General features: G+C 58.9%; 22 protein-coding genes. 9 read left to right on the top strand and 13 right to left on the bottom strand.

Annotated features, from left to right (window positions below):
* The first annotated feature begins 517 nt into the window (after positions 1-517).
* Entirely contained in the window at positions 518-2032 is a 1515-nt protein-coding gene (gene putP / locus ACEQFP_RS04085; RefSeq protein ID WP_005286219.1) for a sodium/proline symporter PutP, read from the top strand.
* Between the two features lie 77 nt (positions 2033-2109).
* On the opposite strand, the gene ACEQFP_RS04090 is transcribed toward putP, so the two are convergent.
* The 3 genes from ACEQFP_RS04090 to ACEQFP_RS04100 all read right to left on the bottom strand — a co-directional run bounded on the left by ACEQFP_RS04090 (position 2110) and on the right by ACEQFP_RS04100 (position 4991).
* Positions 2110-2412, bottom strand: a complete 303-nt coding sequence (locus tag ACEQFP_RS04090) for a hypothetical protein (protein WP_005286217.1) — start codon at positions 2410-2412, stop codon at positions 2110-2112.
* 454 nt (positions 2413-2866) lie between these two features.
* The gene (locus ACEQFP_RS04095; RefSeq protein ID WP_370547497.1) at positions 2867-4318 is read right to left on the bottom strand and encodes a Cu(+)/Ag(+) sensor histidine kinase; all 1452 of its coding nucleotides are present in this window, start codon (positions 4316-4318) and stop codon (positions 2867-2869) included.
* Positions 4308-4991, bottom strand: coding sequence for a copper/silver response regulator transcription factor (locus ACEQFP_RS04100; RefSeq protein ID WP_005294272.1), 684 nt, complete (start codon positions 4989-4991; stop codon positions 4308-4310). The genes ACEQFP_RS04095 and ACEQFP_RS04100 overlap by 11 nt, the downstream gene beginning before the upstream one ends.
* Positions 4992-5183: 192 nt before the next feature.
* Here ACEQFP_RS04100 and ACEQFP_RS04105 point away from each other — a divergent pair, with 192 nt between their 5' ends.
* The 4 genes from ACEQFP_RS04105 to ACEQFP_RS04120 all read left to right on the top strand — a co-directional run bounded on the left by ACEQFP_RS04105 (position 5184) and on the right by ACEQFP_RS04120 (position 11507).
* Positions 5184-6566 (top strand): Cu(I)/Ag(I) efflux RND transporter outer membrane protein, encoded by a 1383-nt coding sequence (locus ACEQFP_RS04105; protein ID WP_047059870.1) that lies wholly within the window; start codon positions 5184-5186, stop codon positions 6564-6566.
* Between the two features lie 31 nt (positions 6567-6597).
* Positions 6598-6945, top strand: a complete 348-nt coding sequence (locus ACEQFP_RS04110; protein WP_005286201.1) for a copper-binding protein — start codon at positions 6598-6600, stop codon at positions 6943-6945.
* 106 nt (positions 6946-7051) lie between these two features.
* The gene (locus ACEQFP_RS04115; RefSeq protein WP_370547498.1) at positions 7052-8356 is read left to right on the top strand and encodes an efflux RND transporter periplasmic adaptor subunit; all 1305 of its coding nucleotides are present in this window, start codon (positions 7052-7054) and stop codon (positions 8354-8356) included.
* Positions 8349-11507, top strand: a complete 3159-nt coding sequence (locus ACEQFP_RS04120; protein ID WP_370547499.1) for a CusA/CzcA family heavy metal efflux RND transporter — start codon at positions 8349-8351, stop codon at positions 11505-11507. Before ACEQFP_RS04115 ends, ACEQFP_RS04120 begins: the two co-directional genes overlap by 8 nt.
* A gap of 58 nt (positions 11508-11565) precedes the next feature.
* On the opposite strand, the gene cfa is transcribed toward ACEQFP_RS04120, so the two are convergent.
* Both cfa and punC read right to left on the bottom strand, forming a co-directional pair.
* Positions 11566-12717 carry a cyclopropane fatty acyl phospholipid synthase gene (gene cfa / locus ACEQFP_RS04125; RefSeq protein ID WP_005286194.1) on the bottom strand — a complete coding sequence of 384 codons (1152 nt, stop codon included), beginning with the start codon at positions 12715-12717 and terminating at the stop codon, positions 11566-11568.
* Positions 12718-13010: 293 nt separating this feature from the next.
* A complete protein-coding gene (punC, locus tag ACEQFP_RS04130) occupies positions 13011-14228 on the bottom strand; it encodes a purine nucleoside transporter PunC (RefSeq protein ID WP_005294279.1) in 1218 nt (405 codons plus the stop codon).
* 139 nt (positions 14229-14367) lie between these two features.
* Here punC and punR point away from each other — a divergent pair, with 139 nt between their 5' ends.
* A complete protein-coding gene (punR, locus tag ACEQFP_RS04135) occupies positions 14368-15282 on the top strand; it encodes a DNA-binding transcriptional activator PunR (RefSeq protein WP_035598702.1) in 915 nt (304 codons plus the stop codon).
* Here the strand turns inward: punR and ACEQFP_RS04140 are convergent.
* Genes ACEQFP_RS04140 through purR form a run of 3 tightly spaced genes read right to left on the bottom strand, consistent with a single transcriptional unit; the run spans position 15263 to position 18520 of the window.
* Entirely contained in the window at positions 15263-15886 is a 624-nt protein-coding gene (locus tag ACEQFP_RS04140) for an ATP-binding cassette domain-containing protein (RefSeq protein ID WP_068871656.1), read from the bottom strand. The two genes, punR and ACEQFP_RS04140, sit on opposite strands and share 20 nt — an antisense overlap.
* Positions 15873-17492 carry an ABC transporter permease gene (locus ACEQFP_RS04145; protein WP_396463914.1) on the bottom strand — a complete coding sequence of 540 codons (1620 nt, stop codon included), beginning with the start codon at positions 17490-17492 and terminating at the stop codon, positions 15873-15875. The genes ACEQFP_RS04140 and ACEQFP_RS04145 overlap by 14 nt, the downstream gene beginning before the upstream one ends.
* A gap of 2 nt (positions 17493-17494) precedes the next feature.
* Positions 17495-18520 (bottom strand): HTH-type transcriptional repressor PurR, encoded by a 1026-nt coding sequence (gene purR / locus ACEQFP_RS04150; RefSeq protein WP_005286181.1) that lies wholly within the window; start codon positions 18518-18520, stop codon positions 17495-17497.
* 354 nt (positions 18521-18874) lie between these two features.
* Here purR and ACEQFP_RS04155 point away from each other — a divergent pair, with 354 nt between their 5' ends.
* Positions 18875-18964, top strand: coding sequence for a YnhF family membrane protein (locus ACEQFP_RS04155; RefSeq protein WP_097364649.1), 90 nt, complete (start codon positions 18875-18877; stop codon positions 18962-18964).
* Positions 18965-19050: 86 nt separating this feature from the next.
* On the opposite strand, the gene sodB is transcribed toward ACEQFP_RS04155, so the two are convergent.
* Positions 19051-19629: a superoxide dismutase [Fe] gene (gene sodB / locus ACEQFP_RS04160; RefSeq protein ID WP_005286175.1), complete on the bottom strand. Its 579-nt coding sequence runs from the start codon at positions 19627-19629 to the stop codon at positions 19051-19053.
* Between the two features lie 267 nt (positions 19630-19896).
* Positions 19897-20748, bottom strand: coding sequence for a C40 family peptidase (locus ACEQFP_RS04165; protein ID WP_109610402.1), 852 nt, complete (start codon positions 20746-20748; stop codon positions 19897-19899).
* A 450-nt stretch (positions 20749-21198) separates the two neighbouring features.
* Between ACEQFP_RS04165 and ACEQFP_RS04170 the strand changes: the two genes are divergently transcribed.
* Positions 21199-21549 (top strand): Grx4 family monothiol glutaredoxin, encoded by a 351-nt coding sequence (locus ACEQFP_RS04170; protein WP_005286163.1) that lies wholly within the window; start codon positions 21199-21201, stop codon positions 21547-21549.
* An 80-nt stretch (positions 21550-21629) separates the two neighbouring features.
* Here ACEQFP_RS04170 and ACEQFP_RS04175 read toward each other — a convergent pair whose 3' ends face one another.
* The 3 genes from ACEQFP_RS04175 to gloA all read right to left on the bottom strand — a co-directional run bounded on the left by ACEQFP_RS04175 (position 21630) and on the right by gloA (position 24346).
* Entirely contained in the window at positions 21630-22952 is a 1323-nt protein-coding gene (locus tag ACEQFP_RS04175; protein WP_035600834.1) for a Na+/H+ antiporter family protein, read from the bottom strand.
* Between the two features lie 191 nt (positions 22953-23143).
* A complete protein-coding gene (gene rnt, locus ACEQFP_RS04180; RefSeq protein WP_337977886.1) occupies positions 23144-23809 on the bottom strand; it encodes a ribonuclease T in 666 nt (221 codons plus the stop codon).
* A gap of 129 nt (positions 23810-23938) precedes the next feature.
* The gene (gene gloA, locus ACEQFP_RS04185; RefSeq protein ID WP_370547503.1) at positions 23939-24346 is read right to left on the bottom strand and encodes a lactoylglutathione lyase; all 408 of its coding nucleotides are present in this window, start codon (positions 24344-24346) and stop codon (positions 23939-23941) included.
* Between the two features lie 761 nt (positions 24347-25107).
* Here gloA and slyA point away from each other — a divergent pair.
* Positions 25108-25539: a transcriptional regulator SlyA gene (gene slyA / locus ACEQFP_RS04190; RefSeq protein WP_035600831.1), complete on the top strand. Its 432-nt coding sequence runs from the start codon at positions 25108-25110 to the stop codon at positions 25537-25539.
* The last annotated feature ends 54 nt before the right edge of the window (positions 25540-25593 follow it).

Here is a 25593-nt window from a genome sequence, read left to right on the forward strand (position 1 = left end):
CAGTCTGTCGCGTTCATCATATGCGGGAAGCCAACCGCAGGGGTGGGTGCCTCGCGTCAGTGTTCGCGGGATAGGCCGCCGTTAACGCTGGATAGCGAGGATCGTGGCCATCATTCGGCGCGGATGGTTTATTGCGCCAATTTGTTTCGCGAAAATATCTATTATGTTGCAACTTTGTGCAACCTTGTTAAGTGCGACCTGGCTTGCAAGTTTGAAAATGAAATTTCCCATGGCAATAATGTCATTATAGAAAATGTGGATAATAAGTTGCGCCGATTTTCCGTGCGCACAATCCCAAAATAAAAAAGTGCAACCGAGATAAATGTGATCTGGTACGGCTTGTGCTCACTTTTCTCTCTGCGTCGAAGGGATTCTGTGTAAATGATGTGTTAAGCGATGGTTATTGCCTATACCTCGCGGCGTGGGGCGGCGACGCGTAAGATTGCGCAGGCTAGACTCCGACGGTGGCATCCAGGACTGGCCTCGAGTGCCAGACGATAGTTTCAGGAGTACGTTAATGGCTATGAGCACACCCATGTTGGTGACATTTTGTATCTACATCTTGGGCATGATCCTGATCGGCTTTTTGGCATGGCGATCGACGAAGAACTTCGATGACTACATTCTCGGTGGGCGTAGCCTCGGCCCCTTCGTCACTGCGCTATCGGCTGGCGCCTCAGATATGAGCGGGTGGTTGCTGATGGGACTGCCCGGCGCGGTATTCATCGCCGGCATCTCGGAGAGCTGGATCGCCATCGGCCTGACGCTCGGGGCATGGTTGAACTGGCGGCTGGTGGCCGGGCGCCTGCGGGTACATACCGAGGCGAATAATAATGCGTTGACACTGCCGGATTACTTTACCGCCCGTTTCGCCGACAACAGTCGTCTGTTGCGTATCATCTCCGCCCTGGTGATCCTGCTCTTTTTCACCATCTACTGCGCCTCCGGGATCGTGGCCGGTGCGCGTCTGTTTGAGAGCACCTTCGGCATGAGTTACCAGACGGCGCTATGGGCCGGCGCGGCGGCGACCATCATCTATACCTTCATCGGTGGTTTCCTGGCGGTCAGTTGGACCGACACGGTGCAGGCGAGTCTGATGATCTTTGCCCTGATCCTGACACCGGTGATGGTGGTCATCGCCGTTGGCGGTTTCGATGAGTCCCTGGCGGTGATCCAACAGAAAAGCATCGAGAACGTCGATATGTTGAAGGGGTTGAATCTGGTCGCCATCCTCTCGTTGCTCGGTTGGGGGCTGGGCTACTTTGGTCAGCCCCATATCCTGGCGCGCTTTATGGCCGCCGACTCACACTATAGTCTGGTCAATGCGCGTCGCATTAGCATGACCTGGATGATCCTCTGCCTACTCGGTGCGGTCGCCGTCGGTTTCTTCGGCATCGCCTACTTCAATAACCATCCTGAGCTGGCTGGCGCGGTGGAGGGCAACGCCGAACGGGTCTTCATTGCGTTGGCTCAGTTGCTGTTTAACCCGTGGATCGCCGGTATTTTGCTCTCGGCCATCCTGGCAGCGGTGATGTCGACCTTAAGCTGTCAGCTGTTGGTATGCTCCAGCGCGATTACCGAGGATCTGTATAAGGCCTTTCTGCGTAAGCAGGCCGGACAGCAGGAGCTGGTATGGGTCGGGCGGGCGATGGTGCTGGTGGTGGCGCTGGTCGCTATCGCGCTGGCGGCTAACCCGGAAAACCGGGTGCTGGGGTTGGTGAGTTATGCCTGGGCCGGTTTTGGGGCGGCCTTCGGGCCGGTGGTGATCTGTTCGGTGCTCTGGTCGCGCATGACGCGAAACGGCGCACTGGCCGGGATGATTATCGGTGCCCTCACGGTGATCGTCTGGAAGCAGTACGCCTGGTTGGGACTGTATGAGATTATCCCCGGCTTCTTCTTTGCGGGCGTGGGGATCGTGCTGGTTAGCCTGTTGGATCGCGCGCCGTCGGCGGCGGTACAGCGGCGTTTCGCCGAGGCCGACGCCTACTACCGCTCGGCGGAACCCCCTGCGTTACGCCCGGAGTGGGAGTAACGTCCCCCCTCAGCGCCCGGTCGATACCGGGTGCTGAGGTCGACGCGAGGGCGCGTGAGGGAAGCGCGCCCTCGCGCTTACTCGCGACTGCGCAGTGCTTCGGCATCATGCAGTTTCTGATGGTGCTGAATGATCTGCTGATGTGCGCTGGCGCTGCCGTTATCCATCGCCTGATGGGCGATCATCGCGCGTTGATGCGCATCTAGGGCGTTGATGTCATCCCCGGTCGCGGGCGCTGTCGCCGTTGGCACGGAGGAGAGGCGTTGATGCGCCGCCGCTTGGGCGTTATCCACCTGTTGATGGATATCCACTGTGCCGTTGGCCCAGCTGGCGCCGCTGATGCTTAGCATGAAGAGGGTGGTGTAGATCACGAGTTTCATCGGTATGGCTCCAGGTCAGTCAGGTTAGCCTATGATGCCCACGGCATCGTTCAGGCGAACAAAGGGGGAAGGCGGCGGGAAGCCGCCCCGTCATTCGGTGGGGTGGCCCGTGTTTAAGTGGGCTCACTCCCTGCCGATGGGGGCCAGTATAACGAAGCGATCCGCAGCCGCGCGTGACGGGAGCGTGACGAGACTGTCATCTATCATCATATTGATTTATCACTATTATTCACCTCGTTTGTCGGGTGGGTGAACGTGAGCGTGGACGAGGTCGAGGACGGCGAAGCATCGAGCCTGCGCGTCGGTATCGGTGGTGTGTGAGCGTTTGTCGCGCGAGGGCGCGAAGCGTGTGGATCGTGCGGCACGAGTCGTTGAGCCTCCGCTGGCGTTGCCCTGAGGCGCGCTGCGCCAGAGGGCAACGCGTGCCTCAAGGGGCCGGTAGTTGAGGCAGAGATTACGCCTTGCCGCGCTCGGCGCGTACGAGGGAAAAGTGAAAGCGGGTGGCCTCGCTATCGGAGCTGACCCAGACTTGGCCTTGATGTGCCGTGATGATCGACTTGACGATGGCCAGGCCGATGCCGCTTCCTTCCCCCTTACGCTGGCGTGCGGGATCGACCCGATAGAAGCGGTCAAACAACCGGGGCAGATGCTGCGCCGCGATCGGCGTGCCGGGGTTAGCGACGCAGAGTTGTACCCTGTCCTTTGTCTCGCTGAGTCGTACATGTATGCATTGGCCTGCCGGCGTATGGCGGATGGCGTTAGACAACAGATTGCTGATGACCCGTCGCACCATCAAGGGATCGCCCCAGGCGGCTGCGGCCTGGCCGTCGAAGCGCAGGGTTACCCGGCACTCCTCTGCCCAGGCTTCGAAGAAGTCGAAGACCTTCAGGGTCTCCTCGCGGAGATCGAACGGGAGGCAGTTTAGGCCGAGGCGTTGATTGTCCGCTTGCGCCAGAAAGAGCATGTCATTCACCATCTTCGCCATACGCTGGTACTCTTCGAGATTCGAATAGATGACCTCCTCCAACTCGTGTTGGGTACGCGCCTGGCTTAACACGATCTCGCTTTGGGTGATCAGGTTAGTGATGGGGGTACGCATCTCATGGGCGATGTCGGCAGAGAAGTTTGCCTGGCGGGTAAAAACATCCTCGATGCGGGCGAGCATCTGGTTGAAGGAGAGGACGAGTTGTTGCAGCTCGATCGGCACCGCGCCCGGTTCGAGGCGGGTATCGAGGTTCTCTGCGGTGATGCTCTTGATCGTGCCGCTGAGTTGGCGTAGCGGTTGGTGTCCGTTGTACACGGCGAGCAGCACGATGAAAATGATCAGCAGGCTGATAAAGGCCGCGCAGATCGTCAGATCCCGCTTGAGCTGATCGAGATAGTGCAGGTGTACGTTGATCGAGAGGGCGATCAGCAGGGTGTAGGGGGCCGGTGGCTCGCCCGCCGGGTAGACGGTCGTGGCGATCAGACGGTACGCCTCGGGGTGCGCCGCATCGTGCGGGGACGCGTGCCGGGTATTCGACCAGCGGAAGACTTGGCCGCTTTGTAGGTAATGCGGCAAGGCGGGTAATTGCCAGACGGCGTTGAGGTGGGCGGCGGAGTCTGAGCGGTAGAGGAAGCGCTGGTCATCGGCGCGGATCGCGACGCTGATGTTCTGATAGCCAGCCAGTACGCGGTTCAGTATCTCCTGGCGAGGGACGTCGGGACGGGGTGGCTCTTGCAAGACGCGCAGGATGCTGCTACGCACCTGTTGGAGCGTGCCGTTATCCAGCTCGGCGAAGTGACGCTCGACGGAGTAGATCATGATCCAGGTGAACACGGCGAAGGCGAGACTGGTCGCCAGGGAGATGGTCAGGGTCAGGCGTGCTGCCAGCGAGATGGGGCGTCGTAGGGGGTTACGGCGCATCGGGCACCTCAAGCATGTAGCCTACACCGCGCACCGTCTGGATCAGCTTAGGCTCGAAGTCGAGATCGATTTTGGCGCGCAGGCGCTTGACGGCCACATCGATGGCATTGGTATCGCTGTCGAAGTTCATGTCCCAGACCTGGGAGGCGATCAACGAGCGGGGCAGAACCTCCCCCTGATGGCGGATGAAAAACTCCAGCAGGGTGAACTCCTTACCGGTCAGGGTGAGACGCTTGCCGCTACGTGTCACCTTCCGCGAGAGGAGATCGAGGGTGAGATCGGCCACCTGAAACTGACGCTCCGGTATGTGGCTGTTGCCGCGACGCAACAGGGTTCTCACCCGAGCCAGGAGTTCGGCGAAGGCAAAGGGCTTGACCAGATAATCGTCGGCCCCGAGTTCTAATCCCTTCACCCGTTGCTCGATGGTACCCAGGGCGCTGAGCAGTAGGATCGGCACCCCTTGGTTGGCGTTGCGCAGCATGCGCACCACATCCCAGCCATTGACGTCGGGCAGCAGGATGTCGAGGATGATCAGATCATAGCCGGCGGTCATCGCCAAATGATATCCCGTCAAACCGTTGTCGGTGAGATCGACGACAAATCCCGCCTCGGTTAACCCTTTACTCAGGTATTTCCCGGTTTTTACCTCATCTTCGACGATCAGTATCTTCACCCTATGCTCCGTTATCTCGTGACGTCTCGGCTATTGTAGGGCGCACGCGAGTGAGATCAATCGATGAACGGGAAAATGACAGCTTTGTCATTTTCCCGTCACCGGACAAAGCGTATGGGTTTGTTAAGGTTGCCCACATCCTTTGGCGGCCTGATGGGGCCCCTTCATCGACGTGTTTGGGCTATCAGCGTTATGGTTAAGATAAAGCAATTAGGCGTCAGTATGGTATTGGCCCTGACGGGGTGCGTCTCCCTCGCGCCAGAGTATCAGCGCCCGCCATCCCCGGTAGCGGCACGGTTCTCCTCGTCGCAGGCGGCCAGTGTCGAGGCGCCATCGCACTACCAGGATCACGGCTGGCGCCAATTCTTTCACGAGACGCAGGTTCAGCGGCTGATCGAGCAGGCATTGCGCAACAATCGTGACCTGCGCCAGGCGGTGCTCAATGTGCGTCTGGCGCGTACGCAACTGGCGTTGCAGCAGGCGGAGCGTTATCCCCAACTCGATGCCAGCGCGCAGGCCAACTACCGAGATCCGTTTGCGGGGGGCGCGAGTAGCCGGGAGTATCAACTGGGCGGGGCGTTGGGATTTGAGCTGGATCTGTTCGGTCGGTTGCAGTCGATGAGCGAGCAGGAGCGGCAGAATTTTCTCGCGAGCCAGCAGGCGCAACGCGCGGTGCAGATCCTGGTGGTCGCCAACGTCGCCCAGGCCTATTTTACTCAGCAATTGGCTTATGCTCAGTTGCGTATCGCCGAAGAGACGTTGCAAAACTATCGTCAGTCCTACTCCCTGATCGAACAACAGGTACGGGCGGGCAGTAACAACCTGCTGGCGTTGGAGCAGGCTCGCGGACAGATCGAGAGTACTCAGGCGACGCTGGCACGGCGCGAGGGGGAGCTGGCACAGGCCAACCATGCCATCCAACGCCTGGTCGGTATGTATGGCGATCTGCCCGGCGATCAGGGGGGCTTAGCGCGTGGCGTTGAGCCGCTGGCGCTGCCGGTGCCGCTGCCGTCGACGATCCTGTTGCAACGCCCCGACATTATGGAGGCGGAGCATCTGCTGCAAGCGGCGGATGCCAATATCGGCGCGGCGCGCGCCGCCTTCTTTCCCTCGATCTCGCTGAGTGGTGGTGTGAACAGCAGTGGCTCTGATTTAGCCGGGCTATTTAGTGCCGCCGGGGGGATGTGGAGCTTCGTGCCCAAGGTAACCCTGCCGATCTTTAATGGCGGGCGCAATCGCGCCAATCTGCAACTCGCCGAATTACGTCAGCAACAATCCATCGTGAACTATGAAAACAAGATCCAGGCAGCGTTTAAGGAGGTGGATGATGCTCTCTCGACACGCGATAGCCTCGCCGATCAACTCATGGCGCAACAACGTTACCTCGACGCCCTCCAGGCCACCTTGCAGCGCGCCCGTGGCTTATATGCGCATGGCGCGCTGAGTTATCTCGAGGTGTTGGATGCCGAGCGCGCGTTATTTACGACGCGACAGACGCTGCTCGATCTGCGCTATGCACAACAAGCGAATGAAATAACCCTTTTCGCCGCGTTAGGCGGTGGCTGGCAGGCATAACGCCTGCCCTTAATCCAATGGAGTGAACCTTATGAAAACGGCAATCAACCTGGCGTTATGCACGCTATTCATCATGGCGGGTAGCGTCCCGGCGCTGGCGGCGGAGCGTGCTCATCAACACGCTCAGCCGGCGGCCAGTGATCAGGCGCAAGCCCCACAGATCACGACGCGTGGAGAGGTGAAAGCGATCGATCTGGCGGCGAAGAAGATCACCCTCAGCCACCCGGCGATCCCCGAGCTAGCGTGGCCAGCGATGACGATGCGCTTTACCTTCAGCGAGGCGAGCCAAGTGGCGGGGATAAAACCGGGCGATCAGGTGACGTTCTCGTTCGTTCAGCAAGGCACGACCGCCCGGCTGGTCACGATTCACCCCCTCTGATCGGGTGATCTCTCCGATGAAATTTATGCCGGTTATTTCTTAAGCCATCACCGGCTGCTCGACTCTACGTCCGTCGTGAATGACCGGCTAGCGAATGGGGATTGTCATGCCCGCTCTACACATAAAATATGCCACAGCGCTTGCCTGTGGCTTAATTCTGGGAGGGCTGATCAGCGTCGGCCTGTATGCTTATCTGACGCCGTCAGCCTCGACGGCCTCGGCTCCCGCCGAACGCCGCGTCCTGTTTTGGTATGATCCGATGAAACCCGATGTCAAATTCGACCAGCCGGGTCCATCCCCCTTTATGGACATGGATCTGGTGCCGAAATACGCCGATGAGGGGGCGGAACAGGATCAGGCGGCAGGGATACGCATCGATCCCGCCCAACAACAGAACCTGGGCTTAAAGACGGTCACGGTACGCCAAGGGCGATTACGCGACAGCATCACCTTGCCCGCGACCATCGGCTTTAACGAATACCAATATGTGATCGTGCAGGCGCGCGCGGAGGGCTTTGTCGAAAAGGTCTATCCGTTGACCAACGGCGATCGGATCACGCGGGGCACGCCACTGGTCGACATGACTATTCCCGCCTGGGTTGAGGCACAGAGCGAATATCTACTCCTCACTCAGGGTGCGAGCCAAGAAGCGCAGCGCCAGGGGGTACTGGAGCGCCTGCGTCTAAGCGGGATGCCGGAGGCAGACATCCAGCGTCTGCGTACCACGCGTCGCATCCAGACCCGTTTCACCCTGCGTGCACCGATCGACGGGGTGATCACCGCCTTCGATCTGCGCGCCGGAATGAACTTCTCCAAGGATAAGGTGGTCGCCCAGATCCAGGGCATCGATCCGGTCTGGGTCACTGCCGCACTGCCTGAGACGATGGCGGCGCAGTTGAATGCGGACAGCCGCTTCGAGCTGACGGTGCCCGCCTATCCTCAGCAGCGCTTTTCGCTACTCGACTGGCGCACGCTGCCCCGCGCCGATGCGACGACACGCACCCTACAGATCCGTCTCTCGCTGGCGAATCCCGACGGTCGGCTGAGACCCGGGATGAACGCCACGCTACGCCTCGAGACGCAGAGCCCGCCGATGTTATTGATCCCCGCCCAGGCGATCGTCGATAACGGCGCCGAGCAGCATGTGATCACCGTGACGCCGGAGGGGCGCTTCCTGCCGAAGCGCGTCACGGTGGCGCAAGAGGCGCAGCAGCAGGCAGCCATCGCCGCCGGGTTGACGGAGAGCGAGTCGGTGGTGACCAATGGCCTGTTCCTGATCGACTCGGAGGCCAGCATCAGCGGCGCGTTGGCGCGTATGCGCCAGGCGAATGAGGGGGAGGCGCCATCGTCATCTGCCCGTACGGGTTCGTCTACGGCGTCTCACGAGCAGGGAGGAGTGGGTCATGATTGAATGGATCATTCGCCGCTCGGTGGCCAACCGTTTCCTGGTGATGATGGGAGTGCTGTTCCTTAGCCTCTGGGGCGCGTGGACCATCGCCAACACGCCGGTGGATGCGTTACCCGACCTCTCCGATGTGCAAGTGATTATCAAGACCAGCTACCCCGGGCAGGCACCACAGTTGGTGGAGGATCAGGTGACCTATCCGCTGACCACCACCATGTTGTCGGTGCCGGGGGCCAAGACGGTGCGCGGTTTCTCCCAGTTCGGCACCTCCTATGTCTATGTCATCTTCGCCGATGGCACCGACCTCTATTGGGCGCGTTCGCGGGTGCTGGAGTATTTGAATCAGGTACAGGGTAAGCTCCCGGCGGGGGTGAGCGCGGAGATCGGACCCGATGCCACCGGCGTCGGTTGGATTTTCGAGTATGCGCTGCTGGATAGGAGCGGACGGCACGATCTGGCCGAGCTACGCTCACTCCAGGATTGGTTTCTAAAGTATGAGTTGAAGACTATTCCTAACGTCTCGGAGGTGGCCTCGGTCGGCGGGGTGGTGAAACAGTATCAGATCCAGGTCGACCCGTTGAAGCTGACACAGTATGGCATCAGCCTGGCGGCGGTGAAGCAGGCCGTCGGGGCATCCAATCAGGAGGCGGGCGGCGCGTCGCTGGAGCTGGGCGAGGCGGAGTATATGGTACGCGCCAACGGCTATCTGCGCACCCTCGACGACTTTAACCACATCGTTCTGAAGAGCGACCAGCAGGGCGTGCCGATCACCCTGCACGATGTCGCTCGCGTCCAGATTGGGCCGGAGATGCGTCGGGGGAGCGCCGAGCTGGATGGCGAGGGTGAGGTGGCCGGGGGCGTGGTGATCCTGCGTTCGGGCGAGAACGCGCGCCAGGTGATCAGCGCGGTGAAGGCGAAGCTCGCCACGCTACAAAGCAGCCTACCACCCGGCGTGGAGGTGGTGACGACCTATGACCGCAGCCAGCTGATCGATCGGGCGATCGACAACCTGAGCCTCAAACTGCTGGAGGAGTTTATCGTGGTGGCGCTGGTCTGCGCCCTGTTCCTCTGGCATGTGCGTTCGGCGCTGGTGGCCATCGTCTCCTTGCCGCTGGGGCTGTGCATCGCCTTTATCATCATGCGCTATCAGGGGATTAACGCCAACATCATGTCATTGGGCGGCATCGCCATCGCGGTCGGGGCGATGGTCGATGCGGCGATCGTGATGATCGAGAACGCCCATAAACGCCTGGAGGAGTGGGCGCATCGTCATCCCGACAGCCCTATCGACAACGCGACACGCTGGCGGGTGATCACGGATGCGGCGGTCGAGGTGGGACCGGCCTTGTTCATCAGCCTGCTGATCATCACGCTCTCATTTATCCCCATCTTTACCCTCGAGGGGCAGGAGGGGCGGCTGTTCGGCCCGTTAGCGTTCACCAAGACCTACGCCATGGCCGGGGCGGCGGCGTTGGCTATCGTCGTGATCCCCATCCTGATGGGGTTCTGGATCCGAGGCAACATCCCACCAGAGAGTCGTAACCCACTGAATCGCTTTCTGATCAGGATCTATCATCCGCTGTTGCTCGCCGTGCTGCGTTGGCCGCGACTCACCCTGCTGGTGGCGGCGTTGTCCATCGTGACGGTGATCTGGCCGTTGCAGCGTATCGGCGGCGAGTTTCTGCCGACCATCAACGAGGGCGATCTGTTGTATATGCCCTCGACGCTACCGGGGATCTCGCCCGCCTTGGCGGCGCAACTGTTGCAGACCACGGACAAACTGATCAAGCAGGTGCCGGAGGTGGCCAGTGTCTTTGGTAAGAGCGGCAAGGCGGAGACGGCGACTGACTCGGCGCCGTTGGAGATGATCGAGACCACCATTCAGTTGAAACCGCAGGATCAGTGGCGTCCAGGGATGACGATGGACAAGATCATCGCCGAACTCGACGCCACGGTACGTCTGCCGGGGTTGGCGAACCTGTGGGTTCCGCCGATCCGCAACCGCATCGACATGCTCTCGACCGGGATCAAGAGTCCGATCGGCATCAAGGTATCGGGTACCGTGCTGGGCGACATCGACGTCACGGCCCAGCGTATCGAGGCGGTGGCGAAGGGGGTGCCCGGCGTGGTCTCGGCGCTGGCGGAGCGCTTGGAAGGGGGGCGTTACCTCGACATTCAGATCCAGCGCCAGAAGGCGGCGCGTTACGGCATGACGGTCGCCGATGTGCAGTTGTTCGTTTCCTCCGCCATCGGCGGGGCGATGGTCGGAGAGACCGTCGAGGGGGTGGCGCGTTATCCCATCACGCTACGTTACCCTCAGGCCTGGCGAGAGTCGCCCGAGGCGCTACGCCAATTACCGATCCTGACGCCGTTACAGCAACAGATCACCCTGGGCGACGTGGCGGAGGTGCGCGTGGCCTCTGGGCCTTCGATGCTGAAGACCGAGAATGCGCGTCCGGCCAGCTGGATCTACATTGATGCGCGTGGCCGCGATATGGTGTCGGTGGTTGAGGATCTGAAGACGGCGATCCGGCAGCAGGTCACCCTGGCACCGGGCACCAGCGTCAGCTTCTCCGGCCAATTCGAGCTGCTGGAGCATGCCAATCGCAAGCTGATGCTGATGGTGCCGATGACGCTGGTGATCATCTTCATCCTGCTCTATCTGGCTTTCCGGCGGGTCGAAGAGGCACTGCTGATCCTGATGAGCCTGCCCTTCGCCCTGGTAGGGGGCATCTGGTTCCTCTACTGGCAGGGCTTTCATCTGTCGGTCGCCACCGGCACCGGCTTCATCGCTCTGGCCGGTGTGGCCGCCGAGTTTGGCGTGGTGATGTTGATGTATTTACGCCAGGCTATCGAGCAAGATCCGGCGTTATGCCAGCGTGAACGTTTTACCCCGGCGGCGTTGGATGAGGCGTTGTATCATGGTGCGGTGCTGCGGGTACGCCCCAAGGCGATGACCGTGGCGGTGATCATCGCCGGTCTGCTGCCGATCCTGTGGGGAAGCGGCGCCGGCTCGGAGGTGATGAGCCGTATCGCTGCGCCGATGATCGGTGGGATGATCACCGCGCCGCTGCTATCGCTGTTTATTATCCCGGCGGCCTATAAGCTGATCTGGTTGCATCGTCAACGCCGCGCTCTGCATCGGGTGACTCGCTAAACGCAGGAGAGCGGGCGGCCCATCCTGGGTGTGCCGCCCGTCTGGCCCCTGATGCCCTTTAGCGCGCGACCCGTATCCCCCCGGCGATCCCTTGCGGGGAGAACAGAACCTGCCAGAGTTGGATATCGCGGGCACGGAACGCACCGGCGCAGGCGCACAGATAGTAGTTGAACATACGGAAGAAGCGTTCGGAGTAGCGTTCTTGTAGCGTCGGCCAGGCGGCGAGGAAGCGTTGTTGCCAAGCCATCAGGGTGCGGTCGTAGTCGGCACCGATGTTATGCCAATCCTCCATCACGAAGTACGGTTCGCTGGCCTGGGCGATATGGCGCTGCGAGGGGAGGCATCCGTTGGGGAAAATATACTTATTGATCCAGGGATCGACATCCGGCGTGGTGTGGTTCGCGCCGATGGTATGCAGCAGAAAGAGCCCATCATCCTTAAGATTGCGCCGAGCGACGGCGAAATAGGTGGCGTAGTTCTTTGGACCAACGTGTTCGAACATGCCGACGGAGACGATCCGATCGTAGCGCGCGTTCAGATCGCGGTAGTCTTGCAACAGGATGCGCACATCCAACCCGTGGCAGCGTTCGACTGCCAGCTTCTGCTGTTCGGCCGAGATGGTTACCCCATCGACCCGAACCCCATAGTGGCGGGCGGCGTAGGCCGCCAATCCCCCCCAGCCACAGCCGATGTCCAGTAAGGTCATGCCGGGACGCAATTGGAGTTTCTCACAGATCAAGCGCAGCTTATCTTGTTGCGCCTGTTCCAGGGTCTCGGCCTGTTTCCAGTAGGCGCAGGAGTATTGCATATAGGGGTCGAGCATCAGGCTGAAGAGATCGTTGCCCAGATCGTAGTGTTCGCGTCCGACCATCCAGGCGCGGCGGCGGGACTGGAGATTGGTCAGGCGAGCGCTGGCGACGCGTAGGGTGTCGCGCCAGTGATGCGGCAGTTGGCGCTCCAGGCCGGCGCGTAATACCTGATGAAAGAAGATATCTAATCGCTCGCATCGCCACCAGCCATCCATATAGCTTTCACCCAGGCCCAGCGATCCCTGTTGCAGTACCCGGCGGTAAAAGCCGGGATGGATAACCTGGATATCATAGGGTTGATCACCGTTGAGTGTGATACCGGCCCGTCCTAACATCTCGCTGGCGATGCGTTGCCAGCTATCATTCTGTTCGCTGACCTCTTCTACACATGATGAACTCATCGTTGCTCCCTAGCCAAATCTGACGAACGGCGTGCCGAGGCGCACGTCGCGACCGCTACGAAAACTATGCCAACGGATGGGGCGTCTGCCCAATCAACACCATGAATCAGGGTGAAAAAGCGTCTCTGACGGCCCGATAGGGCTCAGGCTAATGTGATGCCATCCACAGAACACGCAAATGATAACGACCTGGAGGGAAGAAATATGAACCAGGTCATATCTCATCCAGTATAGGCTGCGGTGAAAAGCGGCTCAAGTGCCGTCTTTTTCACCGCAGAAGGTGGGCGGGGCGATTAATGGCGAGTGAGGGCGTGCTGGCCGCGTTGCTGTTCGCGGCGTTTCTCGAGCATGGTCGTGACGCTGTCACTCTTGAGCCAGTAACCCAGGACTACCAGCGGGATCGTCGCGGCCATGATGGCGGTGGTCGCCAACAGTGGCAGGTGGATCAGCGCCGAAACCAGCAGGCTGGCCAGGAAGCAGACCCCCAGTTGTAGGGTGTTCTGCAAGGCTGCCGCCTTGCCGCTGTTATGCGGGAAGGGGGTCAGGGCACTGGCCACCACGATGGGGTAGATGGCACCGTTCATCATCGCCATGATGCAGAACGGGACCAGCAACGCCAGCAGGCCGGGTTGATAGCTGAGCGCCATCACCAGCATCGCCAGCATGCTCAGTGAATAGATCACCAACAACCAAGGCAACAGCAGGGATCCACCGATGCGGCTCAGCAGGGCGCGACAACCGTAGCCACCCAACAGGAAGGCGATAGTTTGCGGCACATAGCTCAGGCCGATATCGTTCGGGCTATAGCCCATCTCGCCGAGGATAAAGGGCGAGCCGGTCAGCCAGGCGAAGAAACCGGCGGAGCAGGCGGCGTAGATCAGCACGTTGCCGCTAAAAATATTGGAGCGCATCAGATGCAGGAAGCCGATGTTCGGCGCGCGGGTATTCGCGGCGGCGGCTCGATGCTCTTTCAGCCGCAGTGTGGGGATCAGCAGCAGCAGGGTGATCAGGAACAGCATGGCGAAGATCGCCTGCCACTCGAAGTGGTTGAGTAACCAAGCGCCGAGCAGCGGGGCTAATGCCGGTGACAGGGCGACCAGCGGCATCACCGTGGCGAAGACGCGGTTGGCAACCCCTTTGCTGTAGCGGTCGATAACCAAGGCCTGCCAGGTGACGGCGGCGGAACAGACGCCGACCGCCTGCACGAAACGCAGTACCAGCAGCTGGCTGGTGTTCTCGATCCACAGCATGCCCAGACAGGCCAACGCAAACATGCTCAGGCCCAACACCAGCACCGGCTTGCGTCCGATGCGATCGGAGAGCGGTCCCCACAGCAGTTGTGCAAAGGCAAAACCGGCCAGGAAGATACTCAGACTGGCGCTGATGGCACCGGCGGAGGCGCCCAGATCCTGGCGCATCGCGCCGAAGGCGGGCAGATACATATCGGTGGCCAGGTATCCCAGCATACTGAGGCCGGCCAGATAGAACATGAAACCTGATTTACTTCTCATTATTTTGACTCGTTATGAATATTTTGCAGGCGGAGAATGTGACGGCTGAGAGTTTATTGGCTGGCATCGCGCTTGTGAAACGCTATTATTTGGCATTATGAGTGAAAAATTTTGAAAGCAGTGTGAGAGGGGGTTAGCTATGTGGTCGGAGTATTCGCTGGAGGTGGTCGATGCCGTGGCACGTACCGGTAGCTTTAGCGCGGCGGCACAGGAGCTGCACCGGGTGCCCTCTGCGGTGAGCTACACCGTACGGCAGTTAGAGAATTGGTTGGCGGTCACGCTGTTCGAGCGGCGTCACCGCGATGTGGAGTTGACGGAGGCTGGGGCGTTTTTCGTCGATGAGGCGCGCGCTATTATCAAAAAAATGCATGCCACCCGGCGCCAGTGCCAGCAGGTCGCCAACGGTTGGCGCGGCCAATTCCATGTGGCGGTCGACCGAATCGTCCGTCCGCAGCGTTGCCAGCAATTGGTGGTGGATTTTTACCGCCACTTCCCCGACATGGAGTTGATGATCCACAGCGAAGTATTTAATGGCGTATGGGACGCGCTGATCAACGGTCGGGTCGAGGTGGCGATCGGCGCCACGCGAGCGGTGCCAGCCGGGGGGCGCTACGCCTTCCGCGACATGGGCTTTCTCCACTGGCGCTGCGTGGTCAGCCCCGATCACCCCTTGGCGGGCTTCGACGGTGAGTTGGATGACGATCGTCTGCGACCGTTTCCGGCGCTGAGTATCGAGGATACCTCGCGCACTCTTCCCAAGCGGGATACCTGGTTGTTGGATAACCAGCGGCGCCTGGTGGCGCCGGATTGGCCGTGCGCCATCGACTGTCTGGAGGCCGGGTTATGTGTCGGCCTGATGCCGGCACATGCCGCCGATCCCTTGATCGCCGCCGGGCGTCTGCACGCCTTGCGTTTGAGTCAATCCTTTCCCGATAGCGCGTGCTGCGTGACCTGGCAAGACCACAGTCGTTCGCCGGCGCTCGACTGGTTACTCGATTACCTCGGCGATACGCGCACCATGAATCAGGAGTGGCTCATGCCGCAGCCAGTGTGATGATCCGTCCCGCGCGGGGGACATCGGCCTCATCGTGTGTGACCAGGATGGCGGGGATGGCGCGCTGGGCGATCTGCTGATAGATCCAGTGGCGGAAGCGCCGGCGCAATGGCGTGTCCAGGCGAGAGAAGGGTTCATCGAGCAGTAGCGCCTGTGGGGCGGCGAGCAGCGTGCGCAGCACGCTGATGCGAGCCCGTTGCCCGCCGGAGAGGGTTGCCGGATAAACGGCGGCCATTTCCGCCATCTCCGCTTGGCATAACGCCTGAGCGACGGCATCCGGTGCCGCCTGCGGGGAGAGAGCGAAGCGGAGATTCTGCTCGACCGTGAGGTGAGGGAAGAGCAGATCGTCCTGGAACAACAGCCCGATCCCCCTACGCCAAGGGGGCGTTTGGCTGAGTTCGCGCTGACCCAGCCACAGTGCGCCTTCGGCACGCAGTGGCGGGGGGAGCTGGCCCGCGATCCCGGCTAAGAGCGTCGATTTACCGCAGCCGCTCGGCCCCATCAGCGTGAGGATCTCTCCGGGTGCTACCGTCAGGGAGAGTGCGGGCAGCAGTGGCTTATGTGACAACGTCACGCAGAAGTTTTCGAGTTTAAGGGAAGTCATGACGGGAAGATCCTCGCACGCCACGCAACGGCAGCCAGAGCGCTAACAGGAAGGCGGGTAACGGCAGCAGCGTTTGCCATAGGGCGCCGATGGCCGCCAGACGGCGATCGATGCCACTGGCGTAGGCGACGGTTTCGGTGGCCAGGGTGGGCAAGCGCCCGGCGCCCAGCCCTAGGGTTGGGAGATACAGGCCGACGCTGACCGCCACACCAAAGGCGAGGGCGAGCAGGAGTGCCGGCATGAGTTGCGGCAGCTTGACGCGGTAGAAGGCCCGCCAGGGTGTCTGCCCCAGCGCCAGCGCGACGCGTATCTGGCGCTGATCGAAACGCAGCCAGGGGCCGGAGAGCGTCAACAAATAATAGGGGGTGACGAACAGCAATTGACCATAGATCACCACTGGATAGCGACCCAGCCAGTGATAATGGGCGGCGAAGAGCTGTAGGCCGAAGATCAGCCCCATCTGCGGTAGCAGTAGGGGTAAGAGCAGCCAGGCTCCGGGTTGGTGTCGACGCGCGGCATACCACTCCAGGGTGCCCAGCGCCAAGGGCAACGCCAACAGATTGACCGCCAGGGCGATCCATAGGGTGTGCCACAGTGGGCCGCTCCAGTCATTGAGGCTGTACAGCCAACTGTCATAGCGCCACTGTTGCGGCCAGCGCAAGGGAAACGGCCAACGCTGTGCCAGGGAGATCAGCAGTAACATCAGGTAGGCGCTTGCCGTGAGGCCTAAGGCGATGGGCCAATAGATTGCGATTCGGCCTCTTATCTGCCGCTGATGGCGGCGCGGCGGCCGGCGGCAATAGTGGATCCAGACGCGTTCGATAGCGAACCAGATCAGCAGCGCCAGGGCGTTGAGTAACAGCAACACCAGCGCACCGAGCGCCGCCAGCGCGCCCTGCTCACCGTCGCTGATCCATTGCCATAAGAGTTGCGCAAACAGATAGGGACGTTGCGGGCCAAGCAACAGGGCCAGATCCAGCGCCGAGAGCGAGAAGGCCAGCACGCAGAACATCGGCAGGCGTAAGCCGGGCAATAACTGCGGCACCACGATACGCCACCATCCCTGGCTCGGTGGATAGCCGAGCGCGGTGGCGGCACTAAGTTGTTGCGCCGCCGCGCAGCGTTCGGCCTGAGCCAGCACCAGCAGATAGAAGAAGGGGGTCTCCTTGAGCAGGAGCAGCAGCATCAGGCTCAGGGCATAGGGATCGTTGGGCAGCGGCAAATCGGGGGGGTGCTGCCAGCCGAACAGTGGTGCCAACAGGCGCCACACGAGGCCGGTGGGAGCCACGAGCATCAATAGGCCGGTGGCCAGGGCGATATGGGGGGCGGCGAGTAGTAGGGCCGGCGTCAGGCGATGGCGGCGCCGCTGTTGTAGCGTCCGCCCGGCCAGCGCTAACCCGAGCGTTAGCGCCCCCAATGAGGCGCCGAGGCTACTGAGCAGCGAGAGCAGTAGACTGCCGCCCAGCGCGGGCCAGTGCAGCAGTTGTTGCCAGGTGCTCGCGAGATCCCCCTGTTGCAGCGGCAGCAGGGTGGCGGGCAGCATCGCCGCCAGCGGCAATAACCCAGCTAGCAGTACCAGTAGCGGGAAGATCGCCAGCCGTGACACGCTTAGCGACGGTAATCGATGAACGGCCCATCGGCGACGGAGCGTCGCTCGACCAGTTTGGGATGCACCTCGATGGTCTTGGCGTCTTCACGCTTACTGGTGATGCGATCGAGCAGCATGTCAAACGCCATGGCGCCGAGACGCTCCTTCGGCTGGTGAATGGTGGTCAACGCCGGGGTAAAGTAGCGCGCGTTGCGCACGTTATCGTAGCCGATGACGGAAATATCTTGCGGCACGCGCAAGCCCATCTCATCTGCCGCACAGATGGCCCCCATCGCCATGATATCCCCGCCGACGAACACGGCGGTCGGGCGCTGTTTCTGAGCCAGGATGTTTTGCATCGCTGCGTAACCGGACTCCGGCTCGAAATCACCCTCGACGAGCCACTCGGGTTGCGGAGTAATGTTAGCCTCTTGCAGCGCCTTGATGAAGCCACGCAGACGGCCGCCGCCGGTGTTGCGCGATCCCGGGCCGGTGATGGCGCCAATATCGCGATGGCCGCGTTCGATCAGGTAGCGGCCAGCCAGATAGCCACCCTCGAAGGCGTTGTCCTGGATCGCATCGGTGAAGTCGCTACGCCGTGTACCCCAGTCCATGACCACCATCGGGATATGGCGGTAATCCTCCAGGATCTCCAGCAGATTCTCGGGGTACTCGGAGCACATGACCAGCAGACCATCGACGCGTTTCTGCGCCAACATGGCCAAATAGGCCTTTTGCTTCTCCAGATTGTTGTGGGAGTTGCACAGGATCAGGGTATAGCCCTGGCTGTAACAGCTGTTCTCGACCGACTCGATGACCTCGGCGAAGTAAGGCGCCTCGCTGGAGGTCGCCAACAGGCCGATGGACTTGGTATGGTTAACCTTCAGACTACGGGCAACGGCGCTGGGCGAGTAGTGTAGCTCTTTGATGGCCTCCCACACGGCGGCTTTGGTTTCGTCGGCGACAAAGCGAGTTTTATTGATGACGTGAGACACCGTGGTGGTCGACACGCCTGCGCGTTTTGCCACATCTTTAATCGTTGCCATGAAACAAATGACTCCTAGGCGTACGCGGTGCGTCGCCGGTTTGTTAATCGTTTGCCTGCGTGTAACGACGCCCGCGCAAATCTCGGTAGTACAGCATCGCTGCGGTTGCGCAAATAGGGTGACGTGTGTCGTTTCTTGTTTAAAATTATAACGTCGCCACGCGGCAGTAAACCGCAAATTCTGGCTGATCTTACGCAAAAGGGGAAGCACTAATTAGCGATTTGCGCAGGATGTAATCATAAGATTTTCTGCGTGTTTTAATGAGTGATTTATGTAAAAATGATTTAACACAGATTTAGCGTGTTTGCTTTATGGGCAAAAATTGATATAGAACGTAAAACAAGAGGTGTCAAAATGGAAAGCGATCTGAAATATTCCTTGGTGACCACGGTGGTAGCCCTGTCGCTGATCGTCGTCGCAGGCCTGATTGTCGCACTACATTGAGAGTGAGCCAAGGCGGCGGGGACAGAGCCGGAGGCAAAGAGAAAAGGCGCTCAAAGAGCGCCTTTTTTATCACCGGATGATCGGGATCAGGCCAGGTTCTGCGCGACGAATTCCCAGTTAACCAGCGCCCAGAAGTTTTCCAGGTATTTCGGACGGGCGTTACGATAGTCGATGTAGTAGGCGTGTTCCCATACGTCGACGGTCAGCAGCGGCTTGTCTTCACCCGTCAGCGGGGTGGCGGCATTAGAGGTGTTGACGATGGCCAGGCTGCCATCCGCCTTTTTCACCAGCCAGGTCCAGCCGGAGCCGAAGTTGGCGACGGCAGACTTGGTCAGCGCTTCCTGGAAGGCGGCGAAGGAGCCAAAGGCCGCGTTGATCGCGTCGGCCAACGCGCCGGTCGGCTCGCCACCGCCGTTCGGAGAGAGGCAGTGCCAGTAGAAGGTGTGGTTCCATACCTGAGCGGCGTTGTTGAAGATACCGCCGCTGGAGGTCTTGATGATCTCTTCCAGAGACTTACCTTCGAACTCGCTCCCCTTGATCAGGTTGTTCAGGTTAACCACATAGGTGTTGTGGTGCTTACCGTAATGGTATTCCAGGGTTTCGGCGGAGATATGCGGCTCCAGCGCATTCTTGGCGTACGGTAATGCAGGTAATTCAAATGACATAGCTCTCTCCTTAATGCTTTTGTGACAAGCCGGTTGAACCGTAGACGCGACGCCGGAGCGTACGCCAGCGGTGAGATAAAAATGAAAAAATCTTGTTGTCCGCTTGTTATGGTTTGTGATTCTAGCAAGTTTTACCATTAAAGACAGGGGGTAGCTGTATTTTAGTCGATCGAATGGTGAAATGTGCAGCAGCGGGGGCGTCGGTGGAGCCAGCAAGGGAGAGACGCGGCGATCATGTGCAGACCGCCGCAGGGTGATGACGGGCGATCAGCGAATGGTTTTCGGCGTCATCACACGACGAGCGCCAAGATAGTGATCCTGCCAATAGTCATCGCCGAGGTAGCTGATGCGGATCTCCTCGCCGGTGCGCGGTGACTGGATGAACTTACCGTTCCCCAGGTAGACCCCAACATGATCGGCCGCGCCACGGCCATTGATCTGGAAAAAGACCAGATCGCCGCGTTGTAATTCGTTGCGTTTGACCGGCGCGGCATCGCGCAGGTGATACATCTCGTTTGCCGTGCGCGGCATTTTGATATTCAGCAGATCCTGGTAGGCGTAGTAGATCAGACCGCTACAGTCGAAACCGGTGTGGGGCGAGCTGCCTCCCCAGCGATAGGGTTTCCCGATCTGGCGCATCAGCTTATTCATCGCCGTCTGTTTGGCATGCTGATAGCGTTTTTTGTGCTGCGGGCTGAGACGCAGGGGGTGTCTATCTTCCTGTGGGTGGCGCCGAGTGACATGATGCGCCACTTGCCGCGCGGAAGGGCGGCCATAGTGTTTCTTTGGCGCGCTCTGCTTGCGTGCGGCCGATGAATGACGACTATGCTCCGTGTGAGTATTTGCGCTGCGCCGGGGGGGGTGGCTAGCATGCGTGGCGGTGACGGGACGGGAAGCGGAATGGGAGGTACGCTGAACGTGTGCGCTGGCCTGATGCGTGGCGCTGCGTTGTTTGGCGCTGCCGTGCTCGCTTTTACGCTTCTTACGCTCGGCATGCTGGCTGTGAGACGCCGCAGACTTCCGCTGATCGGCGCTAATCTTGTGGGCCGGTGCGGCCGCCGCCGAGGTGGTAAACCATTGGGTAAACAGCAGTACAAAGAGCGCAACGAATAGACGCATCATCAATCGCTTCCGAGCCAAACACTAAAATAAAAACCTAGAAACTACAGTATTAATTCAATAATGCCGAAGATAACAGTACTGATGTTTACGTATTAGCGTCTAATTGTGAGCAAATATTTCAATTGGTGCATTTCGCGTCATCCCCTATTTTTTCTGGGGAAAATAGCGTCTATTTTCCCCGATAAATCGCTGGGGATATCGAGTTGGCGAGCGCGCTGGGGGTTAGCGTGATGCGCTGAAGAGACCACACAAAATAGGGTGTTTTTTTCCGCTGCCCGTCACCGCTACAATAGCGACACCCGGCCTTGTCGCGGGCGATCTCTTGCGTCGTGTAGGGAGCGTGGATAGGGGGATGGGGCTCAGCATCGAGCGCCTTGTCCCCGAGGATACGCTTGGGTGATAATGGCAGCCTAACAGGTATAACACTGAATAAAGGAAGTAGAGACAATGACCACCATCGAAAAGATCCAGCGTCAGATCGCCGAGAACCCGATCCTGCTATATATGAAAGGTTCACCGAAGCTGCCGAGTTGCGGTTTCTCTGCGCAGGCGGTGCAGGCGTTGTCGGCCTGTGGCGAGCGTTTTGCCTATGTGGATATCCTGCAAAACCCGGACATTCGTGCCGAATTACCGAAGTTCGCTAACTGGCCGACCTTCCCGCAACTGTGGGTCGAGGGCGAGTTAATCGGCGGCTGCGATATCATGATGGAAATGTATCAACGCGGTGAGTTGCAGAGCCTGATTAAGGAAGCGGCGGCCCGCCATAGTGCGGATAGCCAAGATCAAGATAATGCGTAATACCCGTTGTGGGTGACATCATAAAGGCGCCGGTGGGCGCCTTTATGGTATCTAGAGCATGCGCGACTGTCCCATCCTCGTTAAAGGATCATCGCGGCCGCCCAACCGAAGGCGAGCAGTGGTAAGTTGTAGTGCAGGAAAGTCGGCACGACCGAGTCCCAGATATGATCATGCTGACCATCCATATTGAGCCCGGAGGTGGGCCCCAAGGTGGAGTCGGAGGCCGGTGAACCGGCATCACCCAAGGCGCCGGAGACACCGACGATAGCGATGGTGGCCATCGGTGAGAAGCCGAAGGCGATACACAAGGGGACGTAGATGGCGGCGATGATGGGGATGGTAGAAAAGGAGGAGCCGATGCCCATGGTGATGATCAGGCCGACCACCAGCATTAATAAGGCTGCCAGCCCACGGTTGTCACCGATGGCGCCCTCGATGGCGTTGACCAAGGTATCGACGCTGCCGGTGGCCTTGATGACGGCGGCGAAACCGGAGGCGGTGATCATGATGAAGCCGATCATGGCCATCATGTGGACGCCGCGAGTAAAGACATCCTGCGTCTCGCGCCAATGGATCACTCCGCCGAGGATAAAGACCACAAAGCCCATCAAGGCACCGAGTACGATGGAGTTTGTCGCCAACTGTACGCTGAGCGCGGCGATGATCGCCAACACAGCAACCCAGACGGAACGTAGGTTGATGCGTTTATGCTCCGGTTCGGCCGATAAAATACGCCCCTCGTTATAGCGTCGTGGCTTGCGGTAGCTAAAAAACAGCGCCAGCAACAGGCCAAATAACATGCCCAGTCCCGGTAACAACATCGCGGTCGGTACCTGTGAGGCGCTGACGTGCAATCCATTATCGTTAAGATTTTTCAGTAGGATGTTGTTCAGAAAGATGCCACCGAAGCCGATCGGCAGCACCATATAGGGGGTGATTAGACCAAAGGTCAGCACACAGGCCACCGCGCGGCGGTCGAGTTGCAGGCGAGAGAAAACGTGCAACAGCGGGGGAATAAGGATCGGAATAAAGGCGATGTGAATCGGAATGAGGTTCTGCGACGAGATGGCGATCAGGGTCAGGATCAGTAACAGGCCATACTTGAACCAGAAGAGACGGTTACTGCTAGGCGTTAGCCCCATGCGTCGGATCACGCCTTGAGCTAATACATCGGTGATCCCAGAGCGAGAGATTGCCACGGCGAAGGTTCCTAGCATGGCGTAGCTTAGGGCGATCTCGGCGCCGCCGCCTAGTCCCCCACTAAAGGTAGTAATGGTGGTTTCTAATGGGAGTCCTCCGCTTAACCCGGCGACCAATGCGGCGACGATCAGGGCGATCACCACATTGATCCGCAGCAGACTGAGCGCCAGCATTACGACAACGGCAATAACAACAGCATTCATAGACGTCAATGTCCTAAAAATCAATCAAGGCGGTAGCACGATTATTAGCATGTTTCTGTGCGTGCTACGACAAAAAAATACACTGTCGTGACGTTTTGTGCCCTTCCGCTGGCGCGGCAATAAGGCGAGGGGAGAAAAATGCCCGCGTAGGCGGGCATCGAGAAGCGCGGTGAAGAGGAGGTGGCGTCGAGTTAAGCCTCGTTCTCCGCCACGGCATCCGTGAGATGATCCGGCGGCCAGCCGCCCAGTCGTTTCCAGCGATTGACCAACTCGCAGAACAGGAGCGCCGTCTGCTGTGTGTCATACAATGCGGAATGCGCTTGGCTACTGTCGAAGGGGATCTCGGCGCTGATGCAGGCCTTGGCCAATACCGTCTGCCCCAATACCAGTCCGCTGAGTGCGGCGGTGTCAAAGGTGGCGAAGGGGTGGAAGGGGTTGCGTTTCAGCTTGGCGCGTTCGGCGGCTGCCATCAGGAAGGAGTGATCAAAGTGGGCATTATGGGCCACGATGACGGCACGATTGCACTCCTGATCCTTGATCCCTTTACGCACAACCTTAAAGATGGCGTGTAGCGCCTCATACTCGCTGACTGCGCCACGTAGCGGGTTGTGCGGATCGATGCCATTGAAGGCTAATGCCTCGGGAGAGAGGATGGCGCCCTCAAAGGGTTCGATATGGAAGTGTAAACATTGATCGGTTTCCAACCAGCCGGCGTCGTTCATCCGCAGGGTAACGGCGGCGATTTCGAGTAAGGCGTTGCGGTTGGCGTCGAAGCCTGCAGTTTCTACATCGATAACCACGGGATAAAAGCCACGGAAACGCGCGCTTAGCGCGTTGAGGTTAGAGGTGTCAGCCATGAGTTCGTTGGTGTCTTTATTTTTGAGTGCAGCGCCTATTATGGCAAATTTTACGGGGATTTACACGGGGTGAGCGGGGGAGAGCGCGAATGGACGACCGATAGGGGCCGCCCATCTCACATCCGGCGGTTAGCGGCCTAACCCCTGACTGGCAGAGCGATTCTCGATCAATTCGATCTTGTAGCCATCGGGGTCTTCAACGAAGGCGATGACCGTGTGACCCCCTTTGACCGGGCCGGCCTCACGGGTCACTTTGCCGCCAGCCAGGCGGATCTGTTTGACGGTGGCCGCGACGTCATCCACGCCTAGTGCGATGTGGCCGAAGGCCGTGCCCATCTCATAACTGTCGACGCCCCAGTTATAGGTCAGTTCGATCACCGCGCCCTGGCTTTCATCGCCATAGCCGACGAAGGCCAGAGAGTATTTGTAGGCTTCGTTTTCGCTGGTACGCAACAGGCGCATGCCCAGTACCTGAGTATAAAAATCGACGGAACGCTTCAGATCACCGACCCGCAGCATGGTATGAAGTACGCGCATAGTATCCTCAACACTGGCTGATTAAAAAGACGTTTCAATAGTGTCATAGCGCCTGCTGTCTTGGCAATGGGCTAAGCACTGTTCGGCCATTCCGTCGAGGGAGTGATTACGAGGGGACTGATAAGCGTATCTTTATTAGTTATATTTGTTAATCATTATAATGTCGCTTTAAATAGCATTCGGCGATTCCTTTATATGCATCGCAAATTTATGTGATAAATATATATGTTGATTGTTTATATTGTATATTAAAGCAATAAATCATTGCGATTATTGCTGAGGGAACCGTCACTGTGGTCAGCGAGCCCAGGCGCCTTCTGGCCTGCATGGCGATGTTTTCATCATGTTATGCACAGAATGCAGGCTTTATTTGCAATATGTATGTTTTTTAATGGGTGAACCACGCAAATAAATAAGACTTTTTTTATTATTTCGCTTTATATTGTTTAGCTAACTGGTTAATATTATTCGCATGCAATCGTTGGTTTATTCACACCATTAGTGGGTGTGCAAGGGACTAACGAGAGTGCAACAAAAGGAATAGGCCGATATGTACCCGGCACGAGGGTGAGGCGGTAGCGCGTCGGCGTCTTACGCCGTTTAGCCTACGCGTATAGTGTGAGTTTGCCGTCTCTGCGATACCTCGTGAACACCGAGTCGCGCGCCGTAGCAGTCAGCCAAATAGGTTCGGCCGCTCGACGAGCATCTGGAGCAGGTGTATCGGGGTTATGGATTAGCACACTCATTATAAGGAGATTAAATTGGAATCGACATTGGGCTCGGATTTATCACGGTTGGTACGAGTGTGGCGTGCGTTGATCGATCAGCGTTTGAAGCCGTTAGAGCTGACGCAGACTCATTGGGTGACGTTGTATAACATTCACCGCTTACCTCCGGATCAATCTCAGATCCAACTGGCCAAGGCGATCGGTATCGAACAACCATCCTTAGTCAGGACGCTGGATCAGCTAGAAGATAAGGGGCTGATTACCCGCCATATCTGTGCGAATGATCGTCGAGCTAAGCGTATTAAGCTGACGGACGACGCCGAGCCTGTGATTAAAGAAGTGACGGGTGTGATTTCGCTGACGCGCAGTGAGATCCTGGATGGCATCTCAACGGATGAAATCGCGTTGCTGACCAATTTGGTAGAGCGATTGGAACAGAATATTATTCACTTACAGAATAAATAACTCAGTTTTATTCCATCGCTAACAAAAAAACCGGAAGGTATCCCTCCGGTTTTT

It is taken from the genome of Edwardsiella sp. A.80236, assembly GCF_044540725.1.
Classification (GTDB): domain Bacteria; phylum Pseudomonadota; class Gammaproteobacteria; order Enterobacterales; family Enterobacteriaceae; genus Edwardsiella; species Edwardsiella tarda.

Bases quoted from the DNA above. Each gene is read 5' to 3' on its own strand.
- punR (WP_035598702.1), top strand. From the start codon at position 14,368: ATGTGGTCGGAGTATTCGCTGGAGGTGGTCGATGCCGTGGCACGTACC.
- gloA (WP_370547503.1), bottom strand. From the start codon at position 24,346: ATGCGCGTACTTCATACCATGCTGCGGGTCGGTGATCTGAAGCGTTCC.
- ACEQFP_RS04140 (WP_068871656.1), bottom strand. From the start codon at position 15,886: ATGACTTCCCTTAAACTCGAAAACTTCTGCGTGACGTTGTCACATAAG.
- ACEQFP_RS04090 (WP_005286217.1), bottom strand. From the start codon at position 2,412: ATGAAACTCGTGATCTACACCACCCTCTTCATGCTAAGCATCAGCGGC.
- ACEQFP_RS04165 (WP_109610402.1), bottom strand. From the start codon at position 20,748: ATGCGTCTATTCGTTGCGCTCTTTGTACTGCTGTTTACCCAATGGTTT.
- punC (WP_005294279.1), bottom strand. From the start codon at position 14,228: ATGAGAAGTAAATCAGGTTTCATGTTCTATCTGGCCGGCCTCAGTATG.
- purR (WP_005286181.1), bottom strand. From the start codon at position 18,520: ATGGCAACGATTAAAGATGTGGCAAAACGCGCAGGCGTGTCGACCACC.
- cfa (WP_005286194.1), bottom strand. From the start codon at position 12,717: ATGAGTTCATCATGTGTAGAAGAGGTCAGCGAACAGAATGATAGCTGG.
- putP (WP_005286219.1), top strand. From the start codon at position 518: ATGGCTATGAGCACACCCATGTTGGTGACATTTTGTATCTACATCTTG.
- rnt (WP_337977886.1), bottom strand. From the start codon at position 23,809: ATGGCTGACACCTCTAACCTCAACGCGCTAAGCGCGCGTTTCCGTGGC.
- ACEQFP_RS04155 (WP_097364649.1), top strand. From the start codon at position 18,875: ATGGAAAGCGATCTGAAATATTCCTTGGTGACCACGGTGGTAGCCCTG.
- ACEQFP_RS04105 (WP_047059870.1), top strand. From the start codon at position 5,184: ATGGTTAAGATAAAGCAATTAGGCGTCAGTATGGTATTGGCCCTGACG.
- ACEQFP_RS04110 (WP_005286201.1), top strand. From the start codon at position 6,598: ATGAAAACGGCAATCAACCTGGCGTTATGCACGCTATTCATCATGGCG.
- ACEQFP_RS04170 (WP_005286163.1), top strand. From the start codon at position 21,199: ATGACCACCATCGAAAAGATCCAGCGTCAGATCGCCGAGAACCCGATC.
- ACEQFP_RS04175 (WP_035600834.1), bottom strand. From the start codon at position 22,952: ATGAATGCTGTTGTTATTGCCGTTGTCGTAATGCTGGCGCTCAGTCTG.
- sodB (WP_005286175.1), bottom strand. From the start codon at position 19,629: ATGTCATTTGAATTACCTGCATTACCGTACGCCAAGAATGCGCTGGAG.
- ACEQFP_RS04120 (WP_370547499.1), top strand. From the start codon at position 8,349: ATGATTGAATGGATCATTCGCCGCTCGGTGGCCAACCGTTTCCTGGTG.
- ACEQFP_RS04115 (WP_370547498.1), top strand. From the start codon at position 7,052: ATGCCCGCTCTACACATAAAATATGCCACAGCGCTTGCCTGTGGCTTA.
- ACEQFP_RS04095 (WP_370547497.1), bottom strand. From the start codon at position 4,318: ATGCGCCGTAACCCCCTACGACGCCCCATCTCGCTGGCAGCACGCCTG.